Below are 24961 nucleotides of genomic sequence, written 5' to 3' on the forward strand. Positions count from 1 at the left end.
TGCCAAAAAGACCAGTCAAGCCCGGAATCCCGGTGCCTGACTGGTCTTGTTTTCAATCCGGATATTACAGCGTCAGCCCGCCATCAATCGTAACCAGCGAGCCTGTCATGTAGCTGGAGCCCGGGGAAGCCAGGAAGGCAACCACGTTTGCGATTTCGTCCGCCTCAGCCGGACGGCCCATCCGCATGTTGCCCACTTCCTCAGGCACGTAGCCGCCTTCCATGAAGGACTTGGCCACCGCTGCGGTCAGCGGCGTCTGAACGCCGCCCGGGCAGATGGCGTTCACGCGAATGCCCTGCTTCACGTATTCCAGCGCAGCTGCCTTGGTCAAGCCCACAACCGCGTGCTTGCTTGCCGAATATGCGGCGGCACTGTGTTCGCTGCGGATGCCCGCCGTGGAAGCCGTGTTCACGATATGTCCGCTGCCCTGTTCCTTCATGACCTTCAAAACATACTTCATGCCAAGGAAAGCGCCCTTCACATTCACGGACATTTGACGGTCAAATTCGTTCTCGTCGATATCGTCCAGCATGGAGAACTTCTGCACGATACCTGCATTATTGAAGAAGAAATCGATTCGGCCGTAAGCTTCAACCGCCTTGTTCACATAGTTCTGAACATCCTCGGTTTTTGTCACATCCGCCTGCACGAAGATTCCCTCTCCGCCCTGCTCCTTAATCAAGCGCAGCGTCTCTTCGCCGGCTTCCTTGTTGAAATCCACGAGCACAACCGCGGCACCGTTCTCAGCCAATTTCAGGCTGGCGGCTCTGCCGATCCCGCTGGCCGCGCCGGTAATGACAGCAATCTGTTGGTTATCGGACATGAAACAACACTCCCCTTGATGAAAATAAATATAACGTCTGACTGCGCTTGTGTCCTTCTGATTGAAAACATCGACAGCTTATGAACAAGCCGAATGGATGTCTGGCTTACTTCGCGTAATACCCGCCGTCGATCGGCAGCTCGACGCCCGTAATGTAAGAGGACTCGTCGGATGCCAGGAACAGCACGCCGCGTGCGATATCTTCCGCTTTGCCGAGTCGTGGCAACGGCGTCTGGGACTGGAACCACTGCATCATTTTTTCGTCCTTGAAGAGATCCACGGTCATTGGCGTTTCGATGTAGCCCGGGTGCACCGAGTTGCAGCGGATGTTATGCTTCGCAAAGTCAACGGCCGTGGCTTTGGTCAGCATGCGTACCGCGCCTTTGCTTGCCGTGTAAGGACCGGCGCCGCTTCCGCCCGTCAGGCCGGCAATGGAGGAGATGTTGACGATGGAACCGCCGCCGGCTTCGATCATGTGCGGTATGACATATTTTTGGCCGAGGAATATGCTCGTAACGTTGATCGACATCGTCTTCTCCCAGCCTTCGACCGTCAAATCCATGAACGGCGTTGCATTGGAGACACCGGCATTGTTGACCAGAATGTCGATTTTGCCGAATTTTTGAACCGTTTCGTCCACGACGCGGACCCAATCTTCTTCGGAAGCAACATTATGCTTGATCCCCAGCGCTTCGCCGCCGAGCGCTTCAATCTCAGCGACGACGTCTTTGATTTTATCCTCCTGAAGGTCCGTAATCGCTACCTTGGCCCCCTCTTGCGCAAACAAAAGAGCGTCAGCCTTACCCATGCCTCCAGCCGCACCCGTAATAATCGCTACTTTATTGTCTAATCTCCCCATATAAATACCTCCTAATGTTAGCCGTTGGATTGGCTGTCCATATGGGACTGCCCGATCTTAAGCTGCAAATGCTCGGTCATCTTCTCGTACGAAGCGATCAAGACATCCATCTCCTGATCCGAGAAATCCGACCATAAGCCTTCATTCAAGTCACGGTACTTCGCAATCATCCGGGCTTCCACCTCGCGTCCCTGCTCCGTGATCCTAAGATAGACTTGACGCCTGTCCTCGCTCGACGCTACCCGTTCAATATAACCCTTGCTTACCAGCTTGTTGCTCAAGTTGGTGACAGCCGACAGCGTAACATTCAGGGCATTGGCAAAATATGAGCTGGTCTGCTGCCCCTCATACGCCAAGGTCTGAAGCACGTAATACTGGGGGCCGGTCAAATCATTGTCCAGAATCTTGGCATAGTTCGCCACAAGCGTCATCATCTGACGGGCTACCATGTTAGATAAATGCTCCCGCTTATCCAGTTTCATCACCTCGATGCTTAACGAAGTCCCTCACTTATATATTACAAATTTAAATAGTTAAAAGCTTTTAACAATTCAAATTGTATACCCTTTCACATGGCTCGTCAACCACGATAAAATGCCCGATTTGGTGGTTATTCCCACAAACACCACACCCGCAGGAAACAACCAGTCTATATTAAAAAAGATGGGCAAAGATGCTGCTGCACTACAAATCGGCCAATAAAAAAAGAGCACCCGCAGGTGCTCTTGAAAGTATATCCATCGTTGCTTCGGCGTAACCCTCTAAACTACACATGTTACCTTGAAGAATAAAGAAGATGTCATGGTGGCGCCGAGCTGGACTCCGACGGATGGGAAGAACTCCAGTGTTCAGCCTCCACCAACAAAAAAAGGCACCACCCTGAGGGACTGACCCCCGTTTGTGAGACAGGGATCAAAACACCTTGCAAGTTTAAGCAGCCAGTTGCCGGAAATGAAGCGGCGACTGGTTGTTTAGTTTTGTTTGAATGCGAATTGAGTTATAGTAAGTAATGTAGTCTCGAACGGTCTGCTCGACGATGGCTGTCGTCGTACAGGTTAAACCTTCGAGATAGAACGTTTCAGACTTTAGCGTGGAATGAAACGATTCAATGGGGGCATTATCAGCGGGCGTACCCTTGCGGGACATGCTCATGGTAATGCCTTTTCCCTTCACAGCTTCTTGATAGGCCTGAGATGTGAAGACGCTGCCCTGGTCGCTATGGAGCATAGTGCCTGGCAGAGTGGGCAGCTGACCCAGCGTGTCCAGGACAAACCCGGTGTCTTGCTTGTCAGAAATACTGTACGCCACAATCTCTCCGTTAAACAAGTCCAAGATACTCGACAGGTATAACGTTTTTCCGCCAAACGGCAAATACGTAATATCTGTAACGAGTTTTTGCATGGGGGCATCGGCTGCAAACTGGCGCTTTAACAAGTGCTCTGCGATATAAGCTGGCTGCCCAGTAGGTTTGCGTTTCTTCACTTTGACACGACATTGGAGCCCCTCGCGCTGCATAATCCGCTGCACGCGTTTATGGTTTATCTTACGCTCCATCCGAAGCAGAGCCGTGATCTTCCGGTATCCATAACGAAATTTATGCTGACTACAGAGTTCTCGAATCGTCTCTACCATGTGATCTTTACATGGGTTCTTGTAGGCGTTCTTCCAGCGATAGTAGGTGGAGCGAGAAAGCCCGATCCATGCACACGCTTGAGTTACACTGATTTCTCCTCGAACAGACTCCACCCACTCCACTACAGCCTTTGGCGACACCTCCTTTGCATTTCCACGAACTTTTTTAGCAGATCTAATTGTTGCTTCAGAAACCGATTTTCCGCCTGTACCTTCTCGAGTTCTGACGTATATTCAGGGCCTTTACCGTAGCTGTATTGTTTACCGACAGGTTGCTCCAACCGGTTCCATTGGCCGCTGCGATACCATCTCATCCAGGTCTCCACTTGTGTCTTATTTCGTATGTTCAGTTGGTCCATGACTTCTTTCACTGGAATGCCATCCAACCTCATTTCAATAGCTTTCTTTTTCACTTCTACTGGATAGCTGACTCTTGTTGCCAACGCAAAAACACCTCCAAAGTTGTCCCCATATCTTACGACATGGTTGCATTCTCTTGAAGGTGTTTTTTAATTTGTCTCACGTTATGGGGTCAGTCCCCTGAGGTGATGCCTTTCATTGTCCTTCGTTCATCCTGCCGTATCCATCCGCGCTTCCAGCGTGGATTGGCGGAGATGATCCAGTGTCATGCGCTCAACGAAACGCGAGAACCTCTCTTTTTTCTTACCGTGCTCCTGATAGATGGCGATCAGCTTCAGGATGATCGGGGCCAGCTGATCCGGCGTTAAATCCGCATGCAGCTGCTTCGCCAGCGAAGCCTTCAAGCCTCTCGGCTCCCCGCCTACATAGATATCGTAGGTATTTCGCATCTTGATAACGGCAATATCCTTCAGCAGCGGCTCGCTGGTGCCGAGCGCGCAGCCTGCGTACCCGATCTTTAGCGGATTGGGTACGGGATGGTCGGCGATAGCTTCATCCAGCATCTTTGCAACATCCAGTCCCGAATCCTCCGCCCCCCGGCAAAAGTTGCAGGTAATCAGGCTCTTGGAGACGAAGCCGGCGGGATGTACCTCCAGTCCGGCGGCTTCCAGCTTCGCCTTGGCTTCCTCCACCCGCTCTTCATCCATCTCCACGTACAGCTGCTTGAAGGTTGTCATCTCGATGCGGGCATCATCGCCTACGATGGACCCCAATACGGCCAGCTGATCCGGGCGGAACAGCGTTCCGCCCACTTCAAAGCCGGGGGTCACAGCAAATTTTTGCATGGCCAAATGTCTACACTCCCATCAAGTCACCCTAATATCGTTTTCTTGCTTGGCTACCAACATATTCTATATAAAAGGCCTGCCTGCTTCCCGTTATACCTTCATCCGCTGCAGACGAAGGGCATTCAGCACGACCGATACGGAGCTAAGTGCCATGGCGGCCCCGGCCACCCAAGGCGCCAGAAGCCCAATGGCGGCAATCGGAATGCCGAGCGAGTTGTAGCCCAAGGCCCAGAACAGGTTCTGACGGATGTTGCTCATCGTCTTGCGGCTCATGTAAATGGCGTCCGGAATGCTGTTCAGGTCGCCCTTCATCAGCGTAACGTCGGCGGCTTCCATGGCCACATCCGTACCTGTGCCGATGGCCATGCCGATATCGGCAACCGCAAGGGCCGGCGCATCGTTAATGCCGTCGCCGACCATGGCGACCTTCTTGCCCTGCTGCTGGAGTTTCTTCACTTCATCCGCTTTGCCCTCCGGCAGTACCTCGGCAAGCACATGGTCAATGCCAACCTGTTTGGCAATGGCCTGAGCCGTGCGTTCGTTGTCGCCGGTAATCATGATCACTTCAATACCCATTTGCTTCAGCCTAGCAACGGCAGCCTTAGACGTCTCCTTGATGGTATCCGCTACGGCCACAAGACCGGCATATCGGCCGTCTACCGCGGTAAGCATAGCGGTCTTACCCTCGGTTTCCAGCTCCGACATTCTGGCCAGGACCGCATCGACCGGCACGTTATGCAGTGCCATCAGCTTGCGAGTACCGACTAGAACTTCGTGTCCTTCCACGCTGGCCTGGATGCCGTAGCCTGGAATCGCCTCAAAATGCTCGGCAGTCGGAAGCTTCGTCCCTTTCGCCTCAATCCCGGCCACGATCGCTTCGGCAAGCGGATGCTCGGAGCTCTTCTCGGCAGCTCCGACCAAACGCAGGAACAGCTCCTGATCGATGTTATCAACTTCCACATCGGTCAGTTCAGGCTTGCCTTTCGTGACCGTTCCTGTTTTGTCCAGAATAATCGCGTCGATTTTGTGCGTGGACTCCAAATGCTCCCCGCCCTTGAACAGAACGCCCAGCTCTGCAGCGCGGCCCGAACCGGCCATGATCGAGGTCGGCGTAGCCAGACCCAGCGCGCACGGACAAGCAATAACCAGGATTGCAATGGCAATTTCTAACGATTGCGCGAAATTACCAGGCGTTACCCAGAAGTACCATACGAGGAAAGCAACAATCGCAATGCCGACCACGATCGGAACGAAAATGCCGGAGATGACATCGGCCACCCGCTGAATCGGGGCCTTGGAGCCCTGCGCTTCCTCAACCACCTTGATAATTTGGGCTAGAGCGGTCTCTTTGCCCACCTTCGTTGCTTCAAGCGTCAAGCGTCCGTTCTTGTTAATCGTGGCGCCGATGACGGCATCGCCCGCTTTTTTCTCAACCGGAATGCTCTCACCGGTCAGCATCGACTCGTCTACCGCCGAAGTGCCCTCCACGACTTTACCGTCCACCGGAATTTTCTCACCCGGCTTTACCAGTACGAAATCACCCACCAGGACCTGTTCCACCGGGATGGTCATCTCCTGACCGTCACGAACGACCAGCGCCGTTTTGGCTTGAAGACCCATCAGGGTTTTAATGGCCTCTGAGGTACGGCCTTTGGCCAGAGATTCGAACAGTTTCCCCATAATGACCAGCGTGATCAGCACCGCACTCGTTTCATAGTACATTTCAGGCCCATGGTGTGCGTTTGCTCCGGCAGCGGCCCAATCGATCGTTAAATACAGGCTGTAGAAATAGGCTGCCGAGGTACCGAGTGCGACCAGAACGTCCATATTGGCGCTTTTGTTGCGGAGAGCCTTGTAGGCTCCCACATAGAACTGTTTCCCGATAAAAAACTGTACCGGCGTTGCCAGGATCAGCTGGAACCAAGGGTTCATGAACAGATCCGGCATCCAGATCCAGGAGGTGAAGGAGAAATGGCTCACCATGGCCCAGAGCAGCGGCAGCGACAGAATCGCCGACAGGAGCAGCTTCCGCTTTTGCTTGGTGATGGCCTCCTTGCGGTGACCTTCCTGATCAAGCGTCTCCTGTTTGGAAACCGCCTGATACCCAAGCTTCTCCACGCGCTGTTGAATATCGCTAAGGCTTACCTCGGCGGGATTGAATTCCACCCGGGCCGTCTCCAGTGCAAAATTGACGTTGGCCTGATTAACACCTGGCATCCGGCTAACCACTTTCTCGATTTTCGTAGCACAGGCCGCACAGTACATGCCAATCAGCTGCAGGTCCACCGTTTCCTTTGCTGTTCCGTAACCCAGCTTTTCGATTTTCTCTTCCATCTGCTGGACGGTAACCACATTCGGATCAAATGTAACCGACGCTTTTTCCAGCGCAAAATTCACATTTGCTTCCTGGACGCCCTCCATTTTGCTAAGACCCTTCTCAATCCGATTCGCACAGGCGGCACATGTCATACCCGTTAACTGCAGCGACGTTTTCTTCTGTTCCATTGTTGCTTCTGCTCCCATCTTCTCCTCACCCCTCTTCATCCTCGTGCCGTTTGGTTAAACTACGTTATATCCTTGTTCCTCGATAATTTCTTTGATTTGATCCAAATTGACTTTGCCTGTGTCATATTTCACGGAGACCGTGCCTGCCTTCAAATCCACGTGCCCCTCGATGTTCTCATTCTTTAAAGCTCCTTCGATGGAATTAACGCAATGCATGCAGGACATGCCTTCTACTTTGATTGTTACCTGTTCCATAATCAATCTCTCCTTTTGGTATTGGATTTATTAGGGCCCTGTAATAGCCAAGCCCGAATGAGTTATCAAACTCGTTGTTCTCATTTCTTGATGTTAGTATACCCCCCTACCCTATAATTAGTCAATGGGTTTTCTCATTTTTTTTGAAAAACATAACCGCGCTATGATGAAACCGCATAACCGTGCGGTATTTCTGGCACTTCAACAAACAATTACTGCCACCTTCCCAAGGTGGCAGCTCCATGGATATTCATCGCAATTGGGTAGTCCCAGCAGGAACTTTCGTTACTTCATCAGCTTGTTCATGGTGGTTAACAGCTCGGTAATGACCTCATCGTCGCCTTCCTGCAGGCGCTCCACCACGCAGCTCTTCATATGATGCTCGAGCAGCAATTTGCTGACGCCGTTCAAGGCCGACTGGATCGAGGAGATCTGGTTTAACACATCGTCACAGTACGTATCCTTCTCAATTAAGCCCTTCACGCCGCGGATCTGCCCTTCAATCCGGTTCAACCGGCTGATGAGATTGCTTTTCGTTTTGTCCGAATGATGGCTCTTCCGTTCACCGGTTACTGCGCATGCATCATGTACATGGTTCTCGGTTGTCATACCCATTCCCCCCTTGATCACGTTACTTCTTCTTATTCTAACCCTAGTATATCATATAGCCCCCCACCCTATAAAGCCCAGCTTATGGAATGAGATTGCGGATCATTTTGCCGTGGGGGCATGTCATCTACAGTATATGCTTGTACCCGCGATAATTTTCGGCCCATGAAAAAGGGTGCCCCATCAGGCCAGCAGCCTGATGGGGCACCCCCCTATATTTCCGCATGCGGAAAACCTGAGCTCCATTAATAAATCGTCCGCCCCTGCGCATCCGGCACGCCGGATTTGCGGTAAAAATACGTATTGATCACGTCCCGCCAATGCTTGGCATGCTCGGCCTGGTCAGCTAACCGTTCGGTGACTTGGGTTAAACGCTCCAGATCGACCTTGCCTTCGAGCGATGTCCAGGCTTTCAGGAGCCCGGCCGCAGCTTCCGCACCTTCGAAGTGCGTGTCATAGATATGCTGAATCACCGTTTTGCCCGATTTCAGCACATGCGAGTACGGCACATGATGGAAGAACAGCAGCAGCTCGTCAGGACACTCCTCCAGCGAATCATATCGGGCCGCATTCGGCTCGAAATACTGTGCGGTGTACCCCGTGCCCGTCGCCACCGTGCGGTCCACCCCAATACCGTCCCGATCCGCGAAATGGTAGGTGCCCCACCTTGAATATTCATAACCGTCCACATCCGGTCCGTAATGCGTATGCGGCGTAATCATCCAGCCCACCCCGAGCGGCGACGTGTAGCTTTCATAGATCGGCCACGATTGCATCAGCATGCCGCACACCACGGCGACCACCGTCTCATCATTGCCGAAGGTCAGCCTCGTCCATTCCTCCGCGATCCCTTCGGCGGACATATCCGGATTCCAGACCAGCCGGCCGAATCCATACAGATTCGCCTGCGCTAAGGTGTGACCCGTCCAGTTCTCATCATTCCCGATGTTGGAAACGGCGGCGATCCCGCTGTATTTCATGCCGTGCAGCGAACCGTCCACGATCTTCTTAACCTCGGACCCCGTTCCGTTCGCGTAGGTATCGAAATCCAGCACCTCTTTCCACTGCGGCACCAAATAGCATACGTGGCGCTGCTGTCCGGTATATTCCTGGGCGATCTGGAACTCCAGCACCTGATTGGTCTCTTTCATGCTGCCGAACAGCGGGGATACCGGCTCCCTTACTTGGAAGTCCATCGGACCGTTCTTGATCTGCAGCAGCACATTGTCCTTAAACCGTCCGTCCAGCGGGGTAAAATGATCATAGGCCGCCCGCGCGCGGTCCGTGCTGCGGTCCCGCCAATCCTGCATGCAGTTGTAGACGAAGCAGCGCCAGATGACAAGCCCGCCATGCGGTTCCAGCGCTTCGGCCAGCATATTGGCGCCATCGGCGTGGTCTCTGCCATAGGCGAACGGGCCCGGACGGTGCTCCGAATCCGCCTTGACCACAAAGCCGCCGAAGTCCGGTATATGATCGTAGATCTCATCCGCCGTATCCTTCCACCACTGCCGAACCTCTTCGTTCAGCGGGTCCGACGTGGGTACGCCGCCGATATGCAGCGGAGCGGCGAAGTTTATGCTCAGGTACAGCGTGATGCCATATTCCCGGAAGATATCCGCAATCTTTGCAATCGTCGGCAAATATTCCGCGGTAATGAACTTCGTCTCGATTTCATGCACATTGACGTTATTAATGGAGATGGCATTCAGGCCCACGGAAGCTAACAGACGGGCGTAGTCTCTTACGCGATCCAGATTTTCGGTGAACCGTCCGTTTTCGTAAAAAATCGAGTTGCCCGAGTACCCCCGTTCAACCGAGCCGTCGGCATTATCCCATTGATTTATCATCCGCACTCCGTTCACAGGCTGCTCGGTTATGTTCAGACCGGTCAACGGCTGGTGGGATGCCAGCAATCTCAATAAATGAAACACCCCGTATAACACGCCTTTCCCGGATCCGCCGGTCAGGATCAGCTTCTCCTGCTGCCCATGGCCTGTATGCTCCAGCCGAAAACCCTCTGCGCCCAGCCGGGCTTTCCCCGCTCCCATCAAATCTTCCCCAATCTCTTCCGTGCCCTCTTCGGCGTCTGCCGCATGAATACGCACCTCGAAATAGGATGAAGCCTTGGCCTCGGATGTGATGGGCGGTACGATGCCGAGCATGGATCGACATGCATTCCTCAGTTCCTGGATCGCAGCGTTTGCCACCCGCGACTGCTGCAGATCCGCAACCACGGTGCCTAACAGTCGGCTGTAAGCGGCAGCAAGCTCCTCGTCCTTAATGGGCGCATACTGCAGCCACGCTTGATATAAAGTACTGTTCAACGTAATTTCCCCCTTCTTGGGCCAAGGTTAACGTTTCTCCCCAGCATCTCACTGTTTTCGACTCCTGCTTCCTTAAGGACTAACATGCAGACGCCGGTCACAAGGACCGGCTAGATGACAAGCTGATGGCGTCTTCTGCCGCCTATATTATCGCTGTCGTTATCTAAAATGATGGGTTCAACCCCTAAAATCCTTACACTTTGACCATACGCTCCACCAAGCGATGAAACGCCGGTTTCGGCTGATGCCGCTCATCGAACAGGAAAGGCCAATTCTTCCGCCCCCGTACCGGGAAATTGTCCAACCAGGTGTAATCATCAGCAGCACCCCAGAAGGTCACGGACGTAATATAATCCCGGTATTCCTTCAATATGCCGAACATCGCCTCATACCGCTTGGCTTGAGCCTCCAGCAGCTCCTCCGGCGCCTCGGTCAGATCCTTCCGCTTGTCGTCGAACCGGAACATCGACACATCGAGCTCCGTGAGTTGAAGCTGCAGGCCGAGCGACGCGTACTTCTCGATCGCCGCCCGGATATCGTCAAGATCCGGATCGTACAGATTCCAGTGGGCCTGCAAGCCAACGCCGTGAACAGGAGTTCCTTGATCCAGCAAAGACTTGACCAGCGTGTAGATTTTGTCCTGTTTATTCGGGTGGGACTCATTGTAATCGTTATAGAACAAGAGGGCTGACGGATCGGCTTCATGCGCATACTCGAATGCCTTGGAGATAAAGTCGGGACCCGCAATGTCCAGCCATTTGGACGGACGAAGAAGTTCAGCGCCTTCATCGGCGATTACCTCATTCACGACGTCCCAGGCGTAAATATCGTCCTTGTACCGCTTCACGACCGTGTCGGTATGCGACTTTAGCCGTTCGTACAGCGTGTCTTTATCCACCAGGCCCCCGTTCTTGTCCTCGAACAGCCAGTCGGTCGTTTGGTTATGCCATACCAGCGTATGGCCGCGCATCTTCATGCCATGCTTCCGGGCGAAAGCGGCAAGCCGGTCCGCGTCCTCGAACGTGTACGTATCCTCCGCCGGGTGCACGCTGACAAACTTCATTTCATTTTCCGCCGTAATGCTGTTGAAATGGTACGCTAGCAATTCCTCCTGCGTTTCGATCGTCCTCGGGTTCACGGCCGCTCCAATGAGAAAGTCATCCGCGAACATCTCCTTAAGCCTGGGTTCACTTCGCTGCGTGTTGGACATATCCAATCCCTCCTTAGAATTAAAGATAATAGCAAGATTGATGGTTGATGATCGTGATGCGGCGGCATCCGTTGGTCGACGGGCATCCAGACATGCCGCGGACCACGCACCGTGTGCACCATGGAGCAGTGCGCACGACGTACATCTTTAGCAACTCCCGCGGCTTAACCTTTCACCCCGCCAAGGGTCATCCCTTGCACGAAGTATTTTTGCAGGAACGGGTACACCAGAATGATCGGCACGCTGGCCACAATGGTCATCGTCGCCCGAATGGAGGTCGGCGTAACCTGATTCGCGCCGCTTTCCGAGCTTGCAAACTGGCTTGCATAATCGTTGCCCGAATTCAGCGAGGAGTTGGAATTCTGAAGTATCTTCATCAGCTCGTATTGCAGGGTGCTAAGCTCGCCGTACGAGGAGTTGTACAAGAACACGTCGAACCAGGAGTTCCACTGGGATACTGCCGTAAACAGCGATACCGTGGCCAGCACGGGCACGCACAGCGGAAGCACGATTTTCAGGAAGGTCGTGAATTCGCCGGCGCCGTCGATCCGGGCCGATTCCAGGATCCCCTCAGGCAATCCCTCGATGAAGGAGCGGATGACGATGACGTTGAATACGCCGATCAGGCCCGGAATGATGTACACCGAGAAGGTGCCCAGCATGCCCAATTCGCGAATCAGCAGGAAATTCGGAATCAAACCGCCGCTGAAATACATGGTCAAAATGAAGGCGATCGACACGAATTTGCGCAGCACGTATTCCGGACGGCTGATCGTGTAGGCCACCATGGCACAGCAAAATACGGAAGTAACCGTACCGATCAGCGTACGCAGAACCGAGATGAAGGTAGCGTGGAATATCGTGGCTTCGTTAAATACATATTTATAATTCTCCCACGTGAAATCCCGCGGCCATAAATAAATGCCGCCTTTCACCGAATCCGTCGCATTGTTGAAGGAAACCGCGAGCGTATTGATGAACGGGTACAGCGTGACAATCATGAGACAGATCATGAAGACTATGTTAAAGGTATCGAATAACCGGTCCGCGGGAGACTTGAACCGGGCATGGGCTCGCGGTGCATCTGAAATCTTCGCCATATGAATCCTCCTGTACGTTTTCTGATAGAGAACGGTCCTCGCAAGCTTTCGCTTAGAACAATCGATCTTCGCCCAGTCTCTTCGCGATATGGTTAGCCGTGAACAAGAGTATGAAGCTGACGACCGTCTTGAACATGCCGGCTGCAATCGAGAGCGAGAAGTTGCCCATCTGAATACCGTATTTCAGCACGAAAATATCCAGGTTCTCGGAATAATCCACGTTCATGCCGTTGCCAAGCAAGTATTGCGGTTCAAAACCGGATTCGAGCAGGTTGCCGATATTCATGATCAGCAGGATGATGAATACCGGCTTCAGACCCGGCAAGGTGATGTTCCAGATCCGTTGAAAGCGCCCGGCGCCATCGATTTCCGCCGCCTCGTACTGCGAGGGATCGATCATCGTCATGGCTGCCAAATATATAATGGTGTTCCAGCCGACATTCTTCCATACTTCCGAAACACCGAGTATTCCCCAGAAATATTCCCCTTCCCCAAGCCATAGGATCGGTTCCTTAATGATCCCGAACCACATGAGGAGTTCATTGATAATCCCGCCGTCTGCGGACAAGGCCGTCGAAATAATGCTCGCAGCCACAACCCAAGAGATGAAATGGGGCAAATAACTGATCGTCTGCACGACCCGTTTGAACATCAAATTACGCAGTTCATTAAGCAGAATCGCTAACACAATCGCCGTCACGAACCCTAAGACAAGGTTGATGAAGCTCATGGCGAGCGTGTTGCGCATGACCCGGAGGAAGTGTTCGTCCTGAAACAGGAAGGTAAAATGCTGCAGGCCTACCCATTCCTGATCGAATATCTTCTTCGCCGGTTTAAAATCCTGAAACGCGATGGTCCAGCCCCACAGCGGCATGTACTTAAAGACAAACAACCATATCAAAAAAGGAATCGACATGAAGACCAGCGCCTTCTGCTGCAGCAGCTTCCGGAAGAAGCTTTTTTCGCCTGATGGCCGTTCATGATTCAAACCAGTATCGTTTTTTCGTTGTTTATTGAAGAAACCTTTCGATACCGCCGGCGTTTCACGTAGCGCCGTGGTCTCTGCAGGTCCAATCGGGTTCGCCTTATCCACGGTTTCTTCTCCTTCCTATCCAGCCCTAGAAGAGGAGGGACGGATCTGGGCCATTTCGGCGGTCCGCCCTTGTTCGCCTCTCCTTCATCTATTATTGTCCTTGGGCATTTGCGATTTTCTTGGCTACTTCCTCGGTGATCAGATCCTCGTATCCCTTCACGTCCAGCTTGCCGAACTCGCCCACGTATTCGTTCCAGATGCCGTCAAACTCTGCAGGGCTGGCAAGAACCAGTTTCGGGAAGTATTTACGCTGCAAATCGCTTTTCTTCTGCGTGAAGATTTGGGCCGGCGAGCCCTGATCGATCGGAATGCTCCAAGCCGGGTACCAAGGACGGTCGTCCGGTGCCGCAAACAATTGCGAGAAGGAATCGATGTCGTATGCTTCAAGCAATGTCTTGTCCGGTTCGGAGTAGGACATTTTGGCAACCTCAGGCTGGCGTCCCGCACCCACGGAATTACCGTCAGGAAGCGTAGATCCGTTGCCGTAACGAGGCCAGTTGTATTCAAAGTACTTGAAACCGAACGATTCGCGGAAGGCTTCCGTATTGGTCTGTGCAATCTGCTCTTCCGTACGGTAGAAGCGGCCGTTCTCATCGACGGAATACGTCTCGTCCTTGATGCCCCAGTTCGACAGAATCTGGTTCTCGTCCGTCAGCAGGTTGTTGAAATACTTCACAATGCGCTCCGGATCCTTCGCGCTGACGGAGATCCCGACGCCGCGGTTGTTCACAAAGGATGGCGGATCCAGATACTGATCCTTGGTATTCTCATCGTATACGATCGGCAGCGCCATATATTCAAGATCGTCGTTACCCGATTTACTGGCTGTTTCGCGCAGATTGTTCATCGCTTGGCCTACCTGCCATCGATAATCGAAGAAGCCAAGCACCTTACCGGAAGTCAGTTTGGCAAGGTATTGATCATAGTTGTCCACGAAAGAGGATTTATCGAACAGGCCTTCCGCATTCAGCTTGTTCAGCTCCTGCAGGTACCGCTTCGTAATGTCGTCGTCGGCGTAATCATTCGCTACGTGAGTCTCCATGTCGATGATGATGCCGCCGTCGTTCGGATAGCCGGCCAAGTGCATCGGGGCATTGGTCAGGGCAAAAAATTTATCCTGCGTCGTCAGTGCCAGATATCCGGTCAAGCCTTCCTCCGGATGTTTCTTCACGTAGTCGCGAATCAGGGCCAGGTACTCGTCGAAGGTCTTGATTTTCGGATAACCCGCTTCCTTCAGGACGCGGCGTTGAATCCAGAATGCTCCTTGCTCGATATTCGGAGCCGACGTGTACTCTCCAACAACCGCGCTCAGCGGCAGGAAGTAAATGTTGCCGTCCTCGGCTTTCATCAGGTTGTAATAAGGCTCGTACACCCGCTTGATGTTAGGGCCGTACTTATCGATCAGGTCATTGAGCGGAATGAAGGCGCCCGCCCCGACCAGCTTATCGATTGAGCTCCCCGGCACAATCACATCGGGATAGTCGTTACTGGCAATGAAGGTTCCCACCTTGGTGTTCTCGTCTCCTACCAAATGCTCCATTTTAAAATTCACGCCGGTTTGGTCTTCGAAAATTTTACCGATGGTGGTTTCGTTCGTATTTTTGTCTTTACCGGCTGCCGCGTTGAAATAGGTGAAGGTGACCTTCTCTTCTTTCTTCTCGCCTTCGCCGCCGGCTGCCGGTGTATTATCCGCTGCCTCTTTACTGCCGCCGCATGCTGCCAGAAGCGATACCATCATAACCACGGTCAGACAGCTCAGCCAAAATTTCTTGTTCATGCTCTTGACCTACCCCTTTCGGTCTCGTTAATTTGTAAGCACTTTCATTATAAGAGAGCTCTGGGACGATTTTCACCCGTCAATCTTTAGGTGATACTTTGAAAACTATAGAACCGTATCCTTAGCCGTGAAAAATGGCAGCTCCGCAGCCAGCCTTCTCCCCTGCACTTCCGCCGACTAACGAACAAATCCTGCTAGGGTCACTCCGATTCGGAATGCCACAGCAGGATTTGCCGTCCTTATGATTCAATGGGAATGGACAGTTTGACCCGTGTGCCCTGTCCAGGCGAGCTGTCAATTTCAAACCGGAACCGGCTGCCGTAGTAGAGCTTTAACCGGTAAATCACATTCTGTATGCCGATCCGCTCTCCCATCTCGTCCTCGGTCTCGAGATAACGGTAGATGCGTTCCACCTTCTCCGCGGGCATGCCTGCCCCGTTATCCTGAATGGTACAGAACAGGGATTGGCCCTCGCGCACAACCCGAACTTCAATGCGCCCCCCGTGCTTGAGCGGCTCGATGCCGTGAATGCTGGCATTTTCCACAAACGTGACGATGGCCATTTTCGGTATTTGCAGGTGACCCTCTTCGGCTGGAGCATGAACCGAATAATCGATTTTGTCGCCAAACCGGTATCTCTGGATTTCAAGGAAACAATGGATGAACTCCACTTCCTCCTTGAGCGTCACCATGTCTTTTTTCCAAACGAGCGAATTGCGGAAGATCTTCGCCATATTATGAATGATCCTTGCCGTCTCATCCTCATCCTTCATCAGGCTGCGCATGCGGATCGTCTCCAGGGCATTAAAGAGGAAGTGCGGATTAATCTGGCTCTGCAGCGCATTCAATTGCGCGTGCCGCCGCTGCAGCTCCAAATTCTTCTTCTGGATATCCGCCACGTACACGTCATTGATCAGACTCTTGAGCTGCAAGGTCATCCGGTTGAATTCACCCGTCAGCTGACCGATCTCGTCACGCGCCTCAGCCTCTTGGATGGTGTCGTAATTCTGGTTCTTAACCTTCCTCATATGTTTGAGAATCCGTACAAGTCGTACGTTAAGGGAACGGCTGATCCAAACAATCACCAGGCTCGGAAGCAGAAAATTCAGGCAGGTCAGCACAATGACGAACCGCAAGGACTGATGCACATCGCGCAGCACCACATCCTCCGGCGTCACCGCCATGATCGTCCAGGTGTTCAGATTGTTGGTCGTGAACGTATCGGTATGAAACTCCAGAAACCTGTCGCCATGCGCGATGCTGCTGTACGGTACAGCGCCCTGCGTGACATCGACCTTCGGATCCGTAGTGTATTCGATATTTCCGGCGCCGCTCAGCAGATACACTTTGCCCTGCACATTCAGATTGCTCATGATCTGCCGGATCGAGGGCATCCGCATATCAATCTTGAGATACTTGGTATGGTCATCCTGGGAGCTGAAATAATTCATGCTCCGGATGATGCTGAAGCTGTCCAATTGACCGTTCTTGCCCGTACGCATCACGATCGGCTGGGTTACGTTCTTGCCCGCGATCGCCTTGTACCAAGCCTCTTCCTTCACCTGGCCATCGATATAATTGATGCCGCCGGAATACAGCAGGGTCGGATTGTCGACATACACCGCAATTTCGCTGACCGAATTGTATACGGCGCTGCCCGAATTCAATATGCGGCGGAGATAAGTATCATACGCCTCGATATAATCGGCTGGATGATCGTACACCGTTTCCACGATCTCGTTCAATTGAACGTCCGTGTAGAAGACCGAGGAGATCTCCAGGGCGTCCTCGACTTCACGGCGGAACTCGTTCTTCATCTGTTCAAGCGCTACGGTAATATCCTGGATCCGCTGCTCCCTTACGCTGCCGGACGTCACATTGTAGAAGATGAGGTTGGTAATCAGGATCGGCAAAAAGACGGCCAGGAAATAAAGCAGCAGCATCTTGTCCCGCAGACGGACATTATTCAGGCTCGGCTTCATGCATTCGTCCCTTCGGACGCGGCCTCCTTCATCAAGCGGTTCCGGTACTCGCTTGGCGTCATCCGCTCAATCTTCTCGAATTGCGTCACGAAATAGTCCGGATTGCCGAAGCCGACCCGCTCCGCCACCTCATAGATGCGCAGATCCGTCTGGCGCAGCAAGCGCTTGGCTTCGTTCACGCGCAGCTGGAGCAAAAAATCATTAAAATACATGCCGTACGCTTTTTTGAACAGCTGACCCAGATAAACCGGGTTCATGTAAAACTTCCCGGCGATGCCCTTCAGACTGATATTCTCATGATAATGGGCCTCGATATAAGCCCGGATCTTCTGGATTCCGCCCTTGTGCTGTTCCTTGCGAAGCTGTCCGATATAGTTCGCGCTCTCAATCGCGAAATCCGTGAATAACCGCTTCAGCCCCTGAAGCGACAAGTTGCGGTCATGCCACTCGGTCATCGGCTCGAGACTGGACAGCCGGCTCTGATCCCCGTCCATGCTGCTGAGCACACGGACCACGCCCAGGACGCATTGGTTGATCGCCGTCTTCACCGCTTCGGGAGCATACAACTTCTCCTGGAAGGATTCGAACAGCGAACGAATCGTCTCCTCCAGCTTCTCGAAATGCAGCTCCTCGATCTGCTCCAGCAGCTGCTGGTAAAGACGCTCCTCCAGCCCGATGTATTGCAGATCATGCACCGCGGCTTCTTCATGGATCACGATGCCGCTCTCATCGTAGATGTACTTGTATAGGAGTGATTGCTTGGCCGTTTCGTAGGCATCCTGGACGAGGGACAGACGTGAAACCGGCCGGCCAAAATAGACGAAGATTCTTTCGTGCTTCGAATCGGCGAGCGATTGCTGAAGGCGCCTAGCAAATCCCCGCTGACACCCCTGGAACGATTGCAGGATGCTTCCCGGAACGATGATGCCGATCCGGTTCCGGTGCTCATGCAGATAGAAGGGCTGTTCTCCATTAGAAATCGCAAGAAGGGCCGATTCCACCCTGTCCTTGAAGTCGCCTCCGTCGTTGTCGTTAGCCGAAGCCGGCGGATGGTCGTTCCGTTCGACAAAGACATAGAACAGACGGTCTTCCGGCCGGAGTTCAAGACGCAACTCCCATTCCTGCAGCAGACTCTCATCCGCCTCCCCTATAATGAGCGATTCCATCAAGGCGCCCGACAACAGCTTCTCTTCCCGCGAGCGTGCCTCGCGGTCCGACTCCAGCCGTTCGCTGAGCCGGACCAGCGCCTGACTGAATTCCGTCTCGTCAATCGGTTTCAGAATGAAATCATGCACCCCGTAACGGACAGCCTGCTGGGCATAGTTGAAGTCATCGTATCCGCTTACAATAATGAAATACGGCTTCACGATATCGTCCGTGACGACGCGTCGGATCAGCTCGAGTCCATCCAGCACCGGCATGCGGATATCGGTGATGACCACATCCGGCCGAAGCCGTTCAATCAGTTCCAGCGCGTCTTCCCCGTTATCCGCCTCATCCACAATGTGAAAGCCGCAGGCTTCCCAATCAATCAGCTTCAGAAGCCCTTTGCGCGTAAACACCTCGTCATCCACCAATATCGCCCGGTTCCCTTGCACGGTATGTCCCCCTCGCCTTTTCGCGCACATCTGCCTGTAACAGATCTTCTATCGGTTCATCAGCAAACGCTTTCATATAGTAAATCTATTGTTCATGCTCTGCACGCAATTGTCAATGAATTTGAAAATATCGCTCGGCATTGTGGTAGCAAATATCCTGGATGATGGCACCGATATATTCATAATCCGCGGGCAGTTCCCCTTCCTTGATCCAATCGCCGAACAGGCGGCACAGCACTCTCCGGAAATATTCATGCCGCGGGAACGACATAAAGCTCCTGGAATCGGTCAGCATGCCGACAAAGGTGCTGATCAGCCCCATGGAAGACAGCGCGGTGAGCTGCTTCAGCATCCCTTCCTTCTGATCGTGGAACCACCAAGCGGAACCGAGCTGAAGCTTGCCCTCGACGCCGGCCGACTGGAAATTCCCGATCGTGGTAGCGATCATTTCGTAATGCGAGGAATACAGGCTGTACACAATGGTTTTCGGCAGCTGATCGTTCCTGTCGAGCCTGCTCAGGAATCCGTTCAGGCTTTCCGCCAGATGGAAATCGAGAATCGAGTCATACCCGCTGTCCTTGCCGATCTTCGCGAACATGCGCGCATTATTGTTCCGAGTCGCCCCAATGTGCAGCTGCATGGTCCAGCCCTTGGCATAATACATCTCCCCCAGCTTGAGCAGGGTATGGGTGCGGTATTTCCGTTCCTCGAGCGGGGTTAAGCTGCCTCCGTCGATGGCTTTGCCGTAAATGTCCGCAACTTCTTTAACGTCGGCCTGTTCATAAGGAAAAACGCCAAAGCCGTGATCCGACAGGCGGCAGCCATGGTCATGGAAATATTGGGTCCGATCCTGCAGGGCATCCAGCAATCCCTGATAGGTGTCCACGGCTATACCGGCCGTTGTTCCCAGCGTCCGTGCATAGGAGGGGAAGTCCGCGTTCGCGATATCCAGTACCCGGTCCGGCCGAAATGCAGGGGCCACGACGGTGGACAATTCCCCCTGATCCCGAATGGCCCGGTGAAACTCCAGCGAATCGACGGGATCATCCGTCGTGCAGGCCACGTTGACCTTGAATTTTTCCAAAATTCCGCCTGCCCGCAAGGCAGGAACCTTCAGCTGCTCATTGCAAGCGTCCCAGATCTCCTTGGCATTCTCCGCAGTCAACCGCTCTTGAATCCCGAAATAGCGGGTCAGCTCCAGATGGGTCCAGTGATAGAGCGGATTGCCGACCAATCGCGGAACGCATGCCGCCCAGGCCATAAACTTCGCTTCAGGACTGACGCTGCCTGTAATCAGCTCTTCGTCGACGCCAAGCCAGCGCATTGCCCTCCATTTGTAATGGTCCCCCTCCAGCCATAGCTCCGTCAGGTTATCAAACTGCCGGTTGATGGCAATATCCTTCGGGTTCAGATGGTTGTGGTAATCGAATATCGGCATCCCTTCCGCATAATCATAATAAAGTTTCTTCGCGCTGTTGCTGTTCAGCAGCAGATTCTCCGTGTCCAAACGGCTCATGTGGTTCCCCTCCGATTCTTATTTCGATTTTCAGTTCCATACTACCATACAAGTATGGTAGTATGGAATACATTAGGAGGTGATGCAGTGGTAGAATCTTTGCGATTACAGCCAGGATCGGCCGGACATATCGTGTACTCCCGGCTGAAGCAGCAGATTGTCAGTCTCGAGCTGCCCCCGGGAACGGCTCTGTCCGAGAAGGAGGTTTCCCTTTCCTTCGAAGTCAGCCGGACGCCGGTGCGGGAAAGCTTCGTCCGCCTGGCCCAGGAGGACCTTGTGGTCGTGCTTCCCCAGCGCGGCACGCGCGTCTCGCTCATCGATTCGGAGCTGGTCGAGGAAGCGCGCTTCATGCGCGAGCAGCTGGAGAAGGCCGTCGTCCGGCTTGCCTGCGAAAGCTTCCCCGAAGAGAAATTCGCCGAGCTGGAGCGAAATCTGTCCGAGCAGCGCGAGAGCATCGAGAAGCATGACGGCAAGCACATGTTTGAGCTGGATGAGGCCTTCCACCGTATTCTGTTTGAAGGCTGCCGCAAGGTCGGCACATGGAACGTGCTGCAGCAGATGAACGCTCATCTGAACCGGAGCCGGATGTTATGGCTGTCTGCCGATCCGAATTGGACCAACCTGTACGAGCAGCATCGGGAGATCGCGGACGCGATTTCGCGTCATGACGCCGATCATGCCGAACGTGAAATGCAGCAGCATCTGAGCCTGATTATCTCCAATCTGGCCGTGCTGAAAGAGAAGCATCCCGATTATTTCAAATAAGCCGTTACCCGCAAAAGACCCTTATTCGTCACGGCTTCATCTTGGCGTTACACTCGTAACTGCAAAATTCCCAGCAGTGCGTTAACTCCTTAAACTTGTAAAGGACGGTGAAGAAATGCGCATGGTATTCAGATGGTTCGGCGAGGGCAACGATACGGTCTCGCTGGATCAGATTAGACAAATCCCCGGCGTGGAGGGCATCGTATGGGCACTTCACGATATTCCTGTCGGCGAGGAATGGCCGATGGAGCGAATTGAGGAAATTGCGGACCAGGCCAAAGCGTACGGGCTTCATATTGACGTCGTGGAAAGCGTGAATGTGCACGAAGACATCAAACTCGGCCTTCCTTCCCGGGATCAGTACATAGCCAACTACATCCGGACGATTGAGAAATTGGGCCAGGTCGGTGTCAAAGTCATCTGCTACAATTTCATGCCGGTCTTCGATTGGGCTAGAACCGATCTTCATAAACAGACCCCCGATGGTTCGACAGCCCTCTTCTTCGAGAAGGCCAAAATCCACGGCATCGATCCGATGGAGCTGGTTCAGACGATCAACCGGAACAGCGCGCTTACCATGCCGGGCTGGGAGCCGGAGCGTTTGGCGCATCTGACCTCCCTGTTCGAAGCGTACCGCGGCGTTACCGAGGAGGACTTGTGGAGCAACCTCGAATATTTCTTGAGCGCCGTCATCCCGGCTGCCGAGAAGAACGGCATCCGAATGGCCATTCACCCGGATGATCCGCCTTGGCCGATCTTCGGCCTGCCGCGGGTCATCACCAGCCAGGAAAATCTCCGGAGATTCCTGCAGCTGTATGATAGCCCGGCGAACAGCCTGACCCTGTGCAGCGGCTCGCTAGGCGCCAATCCTGACAATGACATCGTCTCCATGATCCATGAGTTCCACGACCGGATTCCGTTCGCGCATATCCGGAACGTACGCGTCTACGAGAACGGCGATTTCATCGAAACGTCCCATCGTACCGAGGACGGCACCGTCGATATTTCCGGCATTGTGCAGGCCTATCATGACAACGGTTTCACCGGATACGTAAGGCCCGATCACGGGCGGCATATCTGGGGCGAGCAGTGCCGTCCGGGTTACGGCCTGTATGACCGCGCCTTGGGCATTATGTATCTCTGGGGGCTGTGGGACGCTTACAGCCGGGAGCGCGCGGGAAGTCCAGCCGAGCTGAAGGAGGCCGTACAATGAGTGAGGTAAATATCCGTGCAGCAGGTACATCCGAAGCCGAATCAAGCGGAGCTTCTGTTGAATCCGCACCGCAAGCGACGCCATCCCTTCCCATTCATCCGTCATTAAACGGGAAGACGGTTGTCATTACGGGCGGCTCCGGCGTATTGTGCCGGGCGATGGCTCTTGAGCTGGGGCGGCAAAGTGCCAAGGTGGCCGTCTTGAACCGTACGGCCGAGAAAGGGCAGCAGGTGGCCGATGAAATTACGGCTGCCGGCGGTACGGCGATTGCCGTTCCCTGCGATGTAACGGATGTGGAAAGCGTTCGGCAAGCGGAAAAAGCTGTGCGCGAGTCTTTCGGACCCTGCGATATCCTGATTAACGGAGCCGGCGGCAATCGGAAAGACGCGAATACAACCAACGAGATTTTCCGTCCGGAAGATGTGGGGCAGTCCGATGTGACAACCTTCTTCGGGTTAAGCGTACCGGGCTTCCGCAGCGTATTCGATTTGAACTTCATCGGCACGCTGATACCGACGCAAGTCTTTGCGGAAGGGATGCTGGGACGTCCCGGGGCCGTCGTGCTGAATATCTCGTCCATGAGCGCACCCAGCCCGATGACCAAGGTCCCGGCTTACAGTGCAGCCAAAGCGGCCATCAACAACTTTACGCAGTGGCTGTCCGTACATCTCGCGGAATCCGGCATTCGCGTGAACGCGATTGCGCCGGGCTTCTTCCTGACCGAGCAGAACCGCAATCTGCTGACCCATAGCGACGGTTCATTAACCGAGCGGTCTCATAAAATCATCTCCCATACCCCCATGAGGCGGTTCGGCGTGCCGGAGGATCTGCTCGGCACCCTGCTCTGGCTCGTGGACGATCAGACCTCCGGCTTCGTTACGGGAACGGTCATTCCCGTGGACGGCGGCTTCATGGCATATTCAGGCGTATAACGGATGGCAGCGCTGGCCGCGTGAATCGATCTGCGGCACCGATCTTCGGACCGCGGCATTCCGCTGCTGTCCGTCAGTCTTAGAGGTTAAGCCTGCAAGGAAAACATAAAAAACGAGCTTCAGCGCCATGCTGAGGCTCGTTTTTTATGTTTTCACTTTATGTTGCCCTGGATATCTTGTTACACCACGGCCTCCGGATTAAAAAAAGCCGGCAAGTATTTTTTGTTCGCCTCCAGCATTTCATCGAGCAGCTGCTTCGCTACGGTCACGGACGGCACCAGCGGATGATGCACCAGCGCCTGCAGCGCAATGCCGCGATCGCCGGTAATGGCAGCTTCGATCGTCAATTGTTCGTACACTTTCACCGCATGCATCAGTCCCTTCACATGGGAAGGAACCTTTTGCGGCGCCAGCGGTATTGGCCCTTGGCCCGTAACCACGCAGTTGATCTCGATGCTGGCATCCGCAGGCAGGAAGTCGTAGATATTGCCGTTGGAAACGTTCAGCGTCTGAATATCATGGCGGTCATTATAAATGGACGTCATCAGGTTGACGGCCGCTTCGGAATAATAAGCGCCGCCGCGCTGCTCCAGCTGCTTCGGCTTCACGGCCAAATTCTCGTCCTTGTAGAGCTCGAACAGCTCCTCCTCTACCCGGCTGACCACGTCCGCCCGGGTTCCGTCCTTCTCCAGCGAGGATTTCATGTCCGCGAACATCGTATCGGTCATGTAGAAATATTTAAGATAATAGGTCGGAATCGCCCCAAGGGAACGGATAAAATCCGCGTCCCAGCCGAAGGTCGGCACGTTCTTCGCCGTATACGATTTCCCGCCGTCCAGCAGCTCCGGCATTTTCTCTTCGCCGTTGACGATCGCCGACGTCACCCAATGGAGATGGTTGATCCCGACGAACTCGGCCAGAACGTCCCTCTCCGACACGCGGTACTCCGCCGCCAGGAACTTCTGAAAGTTAATCGGGGAGTTGCACAGACCGACGGATTTGACCTTGCTGTGCTTCGCAACCGCCTCGGTGACGATGCCTGCCGGATTCGTGAAGTTCAGCATCCACGCATTCGGTGCCAGCTCTTCGATATCGCTGCAAATGTCCAGAATCACCGGTACCGTGCGCAGCGCCTTCAGCATGCCTCCCGGGCCCGTCGTCTCCTGGCCGATGACGCCGTGTTTAATCGGAATATGCTCATCCTGCTTGCGTGCCGCCAGCAAGCCGACGCGCATCTGGGTCGTCACGAAATCGGCACCCGCAATCGCCTGCCTCCGATCCAGCGTCAGGTGAACCTCGATCGGCAGACCCGACTCCTTGACCATGCGTTTGGCCAAATTGCCCACGATCTCCAGCTTATGCTTACCTTCTTCAATATCAACGAACCATAGTTCGCGAATCGGCATTTGCTCATAATTGCGAATGAAACCTTCTACAATTTCCGGGGTATAGGAGGAACCTCCCCCGATGACCGCTATCTTCAATCCTGCTGCCACGTTAATCGCCTCCAAGGTATGATATCAATCCGTTTCGATCCGGATCTATTGCGCTCTATTACCA

The 24961-nt window shown here is 53.7% G+C and carries 20 protein-coding genes; 3 read left to right on the top strand and 17 right to left on the bottom strand.

Translation table 11 applies throughout. The features are described 5' to 3' along the window. Positions 1 to 64: 64 nt before the first annotated feature. The 16 genes from GYMC10_RS30230 to uxaC form a co-directional block, all read right to left on the bottom strand. Entirely contained in the window at positions 65 to 823 is a 759-nt protein-coding gene (locus tag GYMC10_RS30230) for an SDR family NAD(P)-dependent oxidoreductase (protein ID WP_015737901.1), read from the bottom strand. Positions 824 to 929: 106 nt separating this feature from the next. Continuing rightward, the gene (locus tag GYMC10_RS30235) at positions 930 to 1682 is read right to left on the bottom strand and encodes an SDR family NAD(P)-dependent oxidoreductase (protein WP_015737902.1); all 753 of its coding nucleotides are present in this window, start codon (positions 1680 to 1682) and stop codon (positions 930 to 932) included. 17 nt (positions 1683 to 1699) lie between these two features. Beyond that, positions 1700 to 2131 carry a MarR family winged helix-turn-helix transcriptional regulator gene (locus GYMC10_RS30240; RefSeq protein ID WP_015737903.1) on the bottom strand — a complete coding sequence of 144 codons (432 nt, stop codon included), beginning with the start codon at positions 2129 to 2131 and terminating at the stop codon, positions 1700 to 1702. A 481-nt stretch (positions 2132 to 2612) separates the two neighbouring features. After that, a protein-coding gene (locus GYMC10_RS30245; protein WP_155989902.1) for an IS3 family transposase occupies positions 2613 to 3757 on the bottom strand; the annotation gives its coding sequence in 2 pieces (ribosomal slippage) (positions 2613 to 3463 and positions 3463 to 3757; 1146 coding nt in all). Between the two features lie 126 nt (positions 3758 to 3883). Then, positions 3884 to 4525, bottom strand: a complete 642-nt coding sequence (locus tag GYMC10_RS30255) for a nitrite reductase (RefSeq protein WP_015737906.1) — start codon at positions 4523 to 4525, stop codon at positions 3884 to 3886. An 87-nt stretch (positions 4526 to 4612) separates the two neighbouring features. Next, the gene (locus GYMC10_RS30260; RefSeq protein WP_015737907.1) at positions 4613 to 7045 is read right to left on the bottom strand and encodes a heavy metal translocating P-type ATPase; all 2433 of its coding nucleotides are present in this window, start codon (positions 7043 to 7045) and stop codon (positions 4613 to 4615) included. Positions 7046 to 7081: 36 nt separating this feature from the next. Next, on the bottom strand, positions 7082 to 7282 hold the full coding sequence (locus GYMC10_RS30265; protein ID WP_015737908.1) for a cation transporter: 201 nt from the start codon (positions 7280 to 7282) through the stop codon (positions 7082 to 7084). Between the two features lie 285 nt (positions 7283 to 7567). After that, entirely contained in the window at positions 7568 to 7891 is a 324-nt protein-coding gene (locus GYMC10_RS30270) for a metal-sensitive transcriptional regulator (RefSeq protein WP_009592707.1), read from the bottom strand. A gap of 245 nt (positions 7892 to 8136) precedes the next feature. Beyond that, entirely contained in the window at positions 8137 to 10215 is a 2079-nt protein-coding gene (locus GYMC10_RS30275; RefSeq protein ID WP_015737909.1) for an alpha-glucuronidase family glycosyl hydrolase, read from the bottom strand. 193 nt (positions 10216 to 10408) lie between these two features. Further along, a complete protein-coding gene (locus GYMC10_RS30280) occupies positions 10409 to 11425 on the bottom strand; it encodes an endo-1,4-beta-xylanase (protein WP_015737910.1) in 1017 nt (338 codons plus the stop codon). Between the two features lie 164 nt (positions 11426 to 11589). After that, entirely contained in the window at positions 11590 to 12525 is a 936-nt protein-coding gene (locus GYMC10_RS30285; RefSeq protein WP_015737911.1) for a carbohydrate ABC transporter permease, read from the bottom strand. Positions 12526 to 12577: 52 nt separating this feature from the next. After that, positions 12578 to 13618, bottom strand: coding sequence for an ABC transporter permease (locus tag GYMC10_RS30290; protein ID WP_015737912.1), 1041 nt, complete (start codon positions 13616 to 13618; stop codon positions 12578 to 12580). 91 nt (positions 13619 to 13709) lie between these two features. Beyond that, positions 13710 to 15395 (bottom strand): ABC transporter substrate-binding protein, encoded by a 1686-nt coding sequence (locus GYMC10_RS30295; RefSeq protein ID WP_015737913.1) that lies wholly within the window; start codon positions 15393 to 15395, stop codon positions 13710 to 13712. A gap of 239 nt (positions 15396 to 15634) precedes the next feature. After that, complete coding sequence (locus tag GYMC10_RS30300; RefSeq protein WP_015737914.1) at positions 15635 to 17377, bottom strand: sensor histidine kinase; 1743 nt, start codon at positions 17375 to 17377, stop codon at positions 15635 to 15637. Beyond that, entirely contained in the window at positions 17374 to 18975 is a 1602-nt protein-coding gene (locus tag GYMC10_RS30305) for a response regulator transcription factor (protein WP_015737915.1), read from the bottom strand. The genes GYMC10_RS30300 and GYMC10_RS30305 overlap by 4 nt, the downstream gene beginning before the upstream one ends. Positions 18976 to 19087: 112 nt before the next feature. Next, positions 19088 to 20491, bottom strand: a complete 1404-nt coding sequence (gene uxaC / locus GYMC10_RS30310) for a glucuronate isomerase (RefSeq protein WP_015737916.1) — start codon at positions 20489 to 20491, stop codon at positions 19088 to 19090. 87 nt (positions 20492 to 20578) lie between these two features. On the opposite strand from uxaC, the gene GYMC10_RS30315 reads away from it, so the two are divergent. From GYMC10_RS30315 to GYMC10_RS30325, 3 genes are all read left to right on the top strand, one after another. Then, positions 20579 to 21256: a GntR family transcriptional regulator gene (locus tag GYMC10_RS30315; protein ID WP_009592701.1), complete on the top strand. Its 678-nt coding sequence runs from the start codon at positions 20579 to 20581 to the stop codon at positions 21254 to 21256. 115 nt (positions 21257 to 21371) lie between these two features. Then, positions 21372 to 22469: a mannonate dehydratase gene (gene uxuA, locus GYMC10_RS30320; RefSeq protein WP_015737917.1), complete on the top strand. Its 1098-nt coding sequence runs from the start codon at positions 21372 to 21374 to the stop codon at positions 22467 to 22469. After that, the gene (locus GYMC10_RS30325) at positions 22466 to 23401 is read left to right on the top strand and encodes an SDR family oxidoreductase (RefSeq protein WP_015737918.1); all 936 of its coding nucleotides are present in this window, start codon (positions 22466 to 22468) and stop codon (positions 23399 to 23401) included. The genes uxuA and GYMC10_RS30325 overlap by 4 nt, the downstream gene beginning before the upstream one ends. A 179-nt stretch (positions 23402 to 23580) precedes the next feature. Here the strand turns inward: GYMC10_RS30325 and GYMC10_RS30330 are convergent, their stop codons facing one another. Beyond that, positions 23581 to 24897 carry a 6-phospho-beta-glucosidase gene (locus GYMC10_RS30330; RefSeq protein ID WP_015737919.1) on the bottom strand — a complete coding sequence of 439 codons (1317 nt, stop codon included), beginning with the start codon at positions 24895 to 24897 and terminating at the stop codon, positions 23581 to 23583. Positions 24898 to 24961 lie beyond the last annotated feature (64 nt).

The sequence above is a fragment of the Paenibacillus sp. Y412MC10 genome (assembly GCF_000024685.1).
Classification (GTDB): Bacteria; Bacillota; Bacilli; order Paenibacillales; family Paenibacillaceae; genus Paenibacillus_AQ; species Paenibacillus_AQ lautus_A.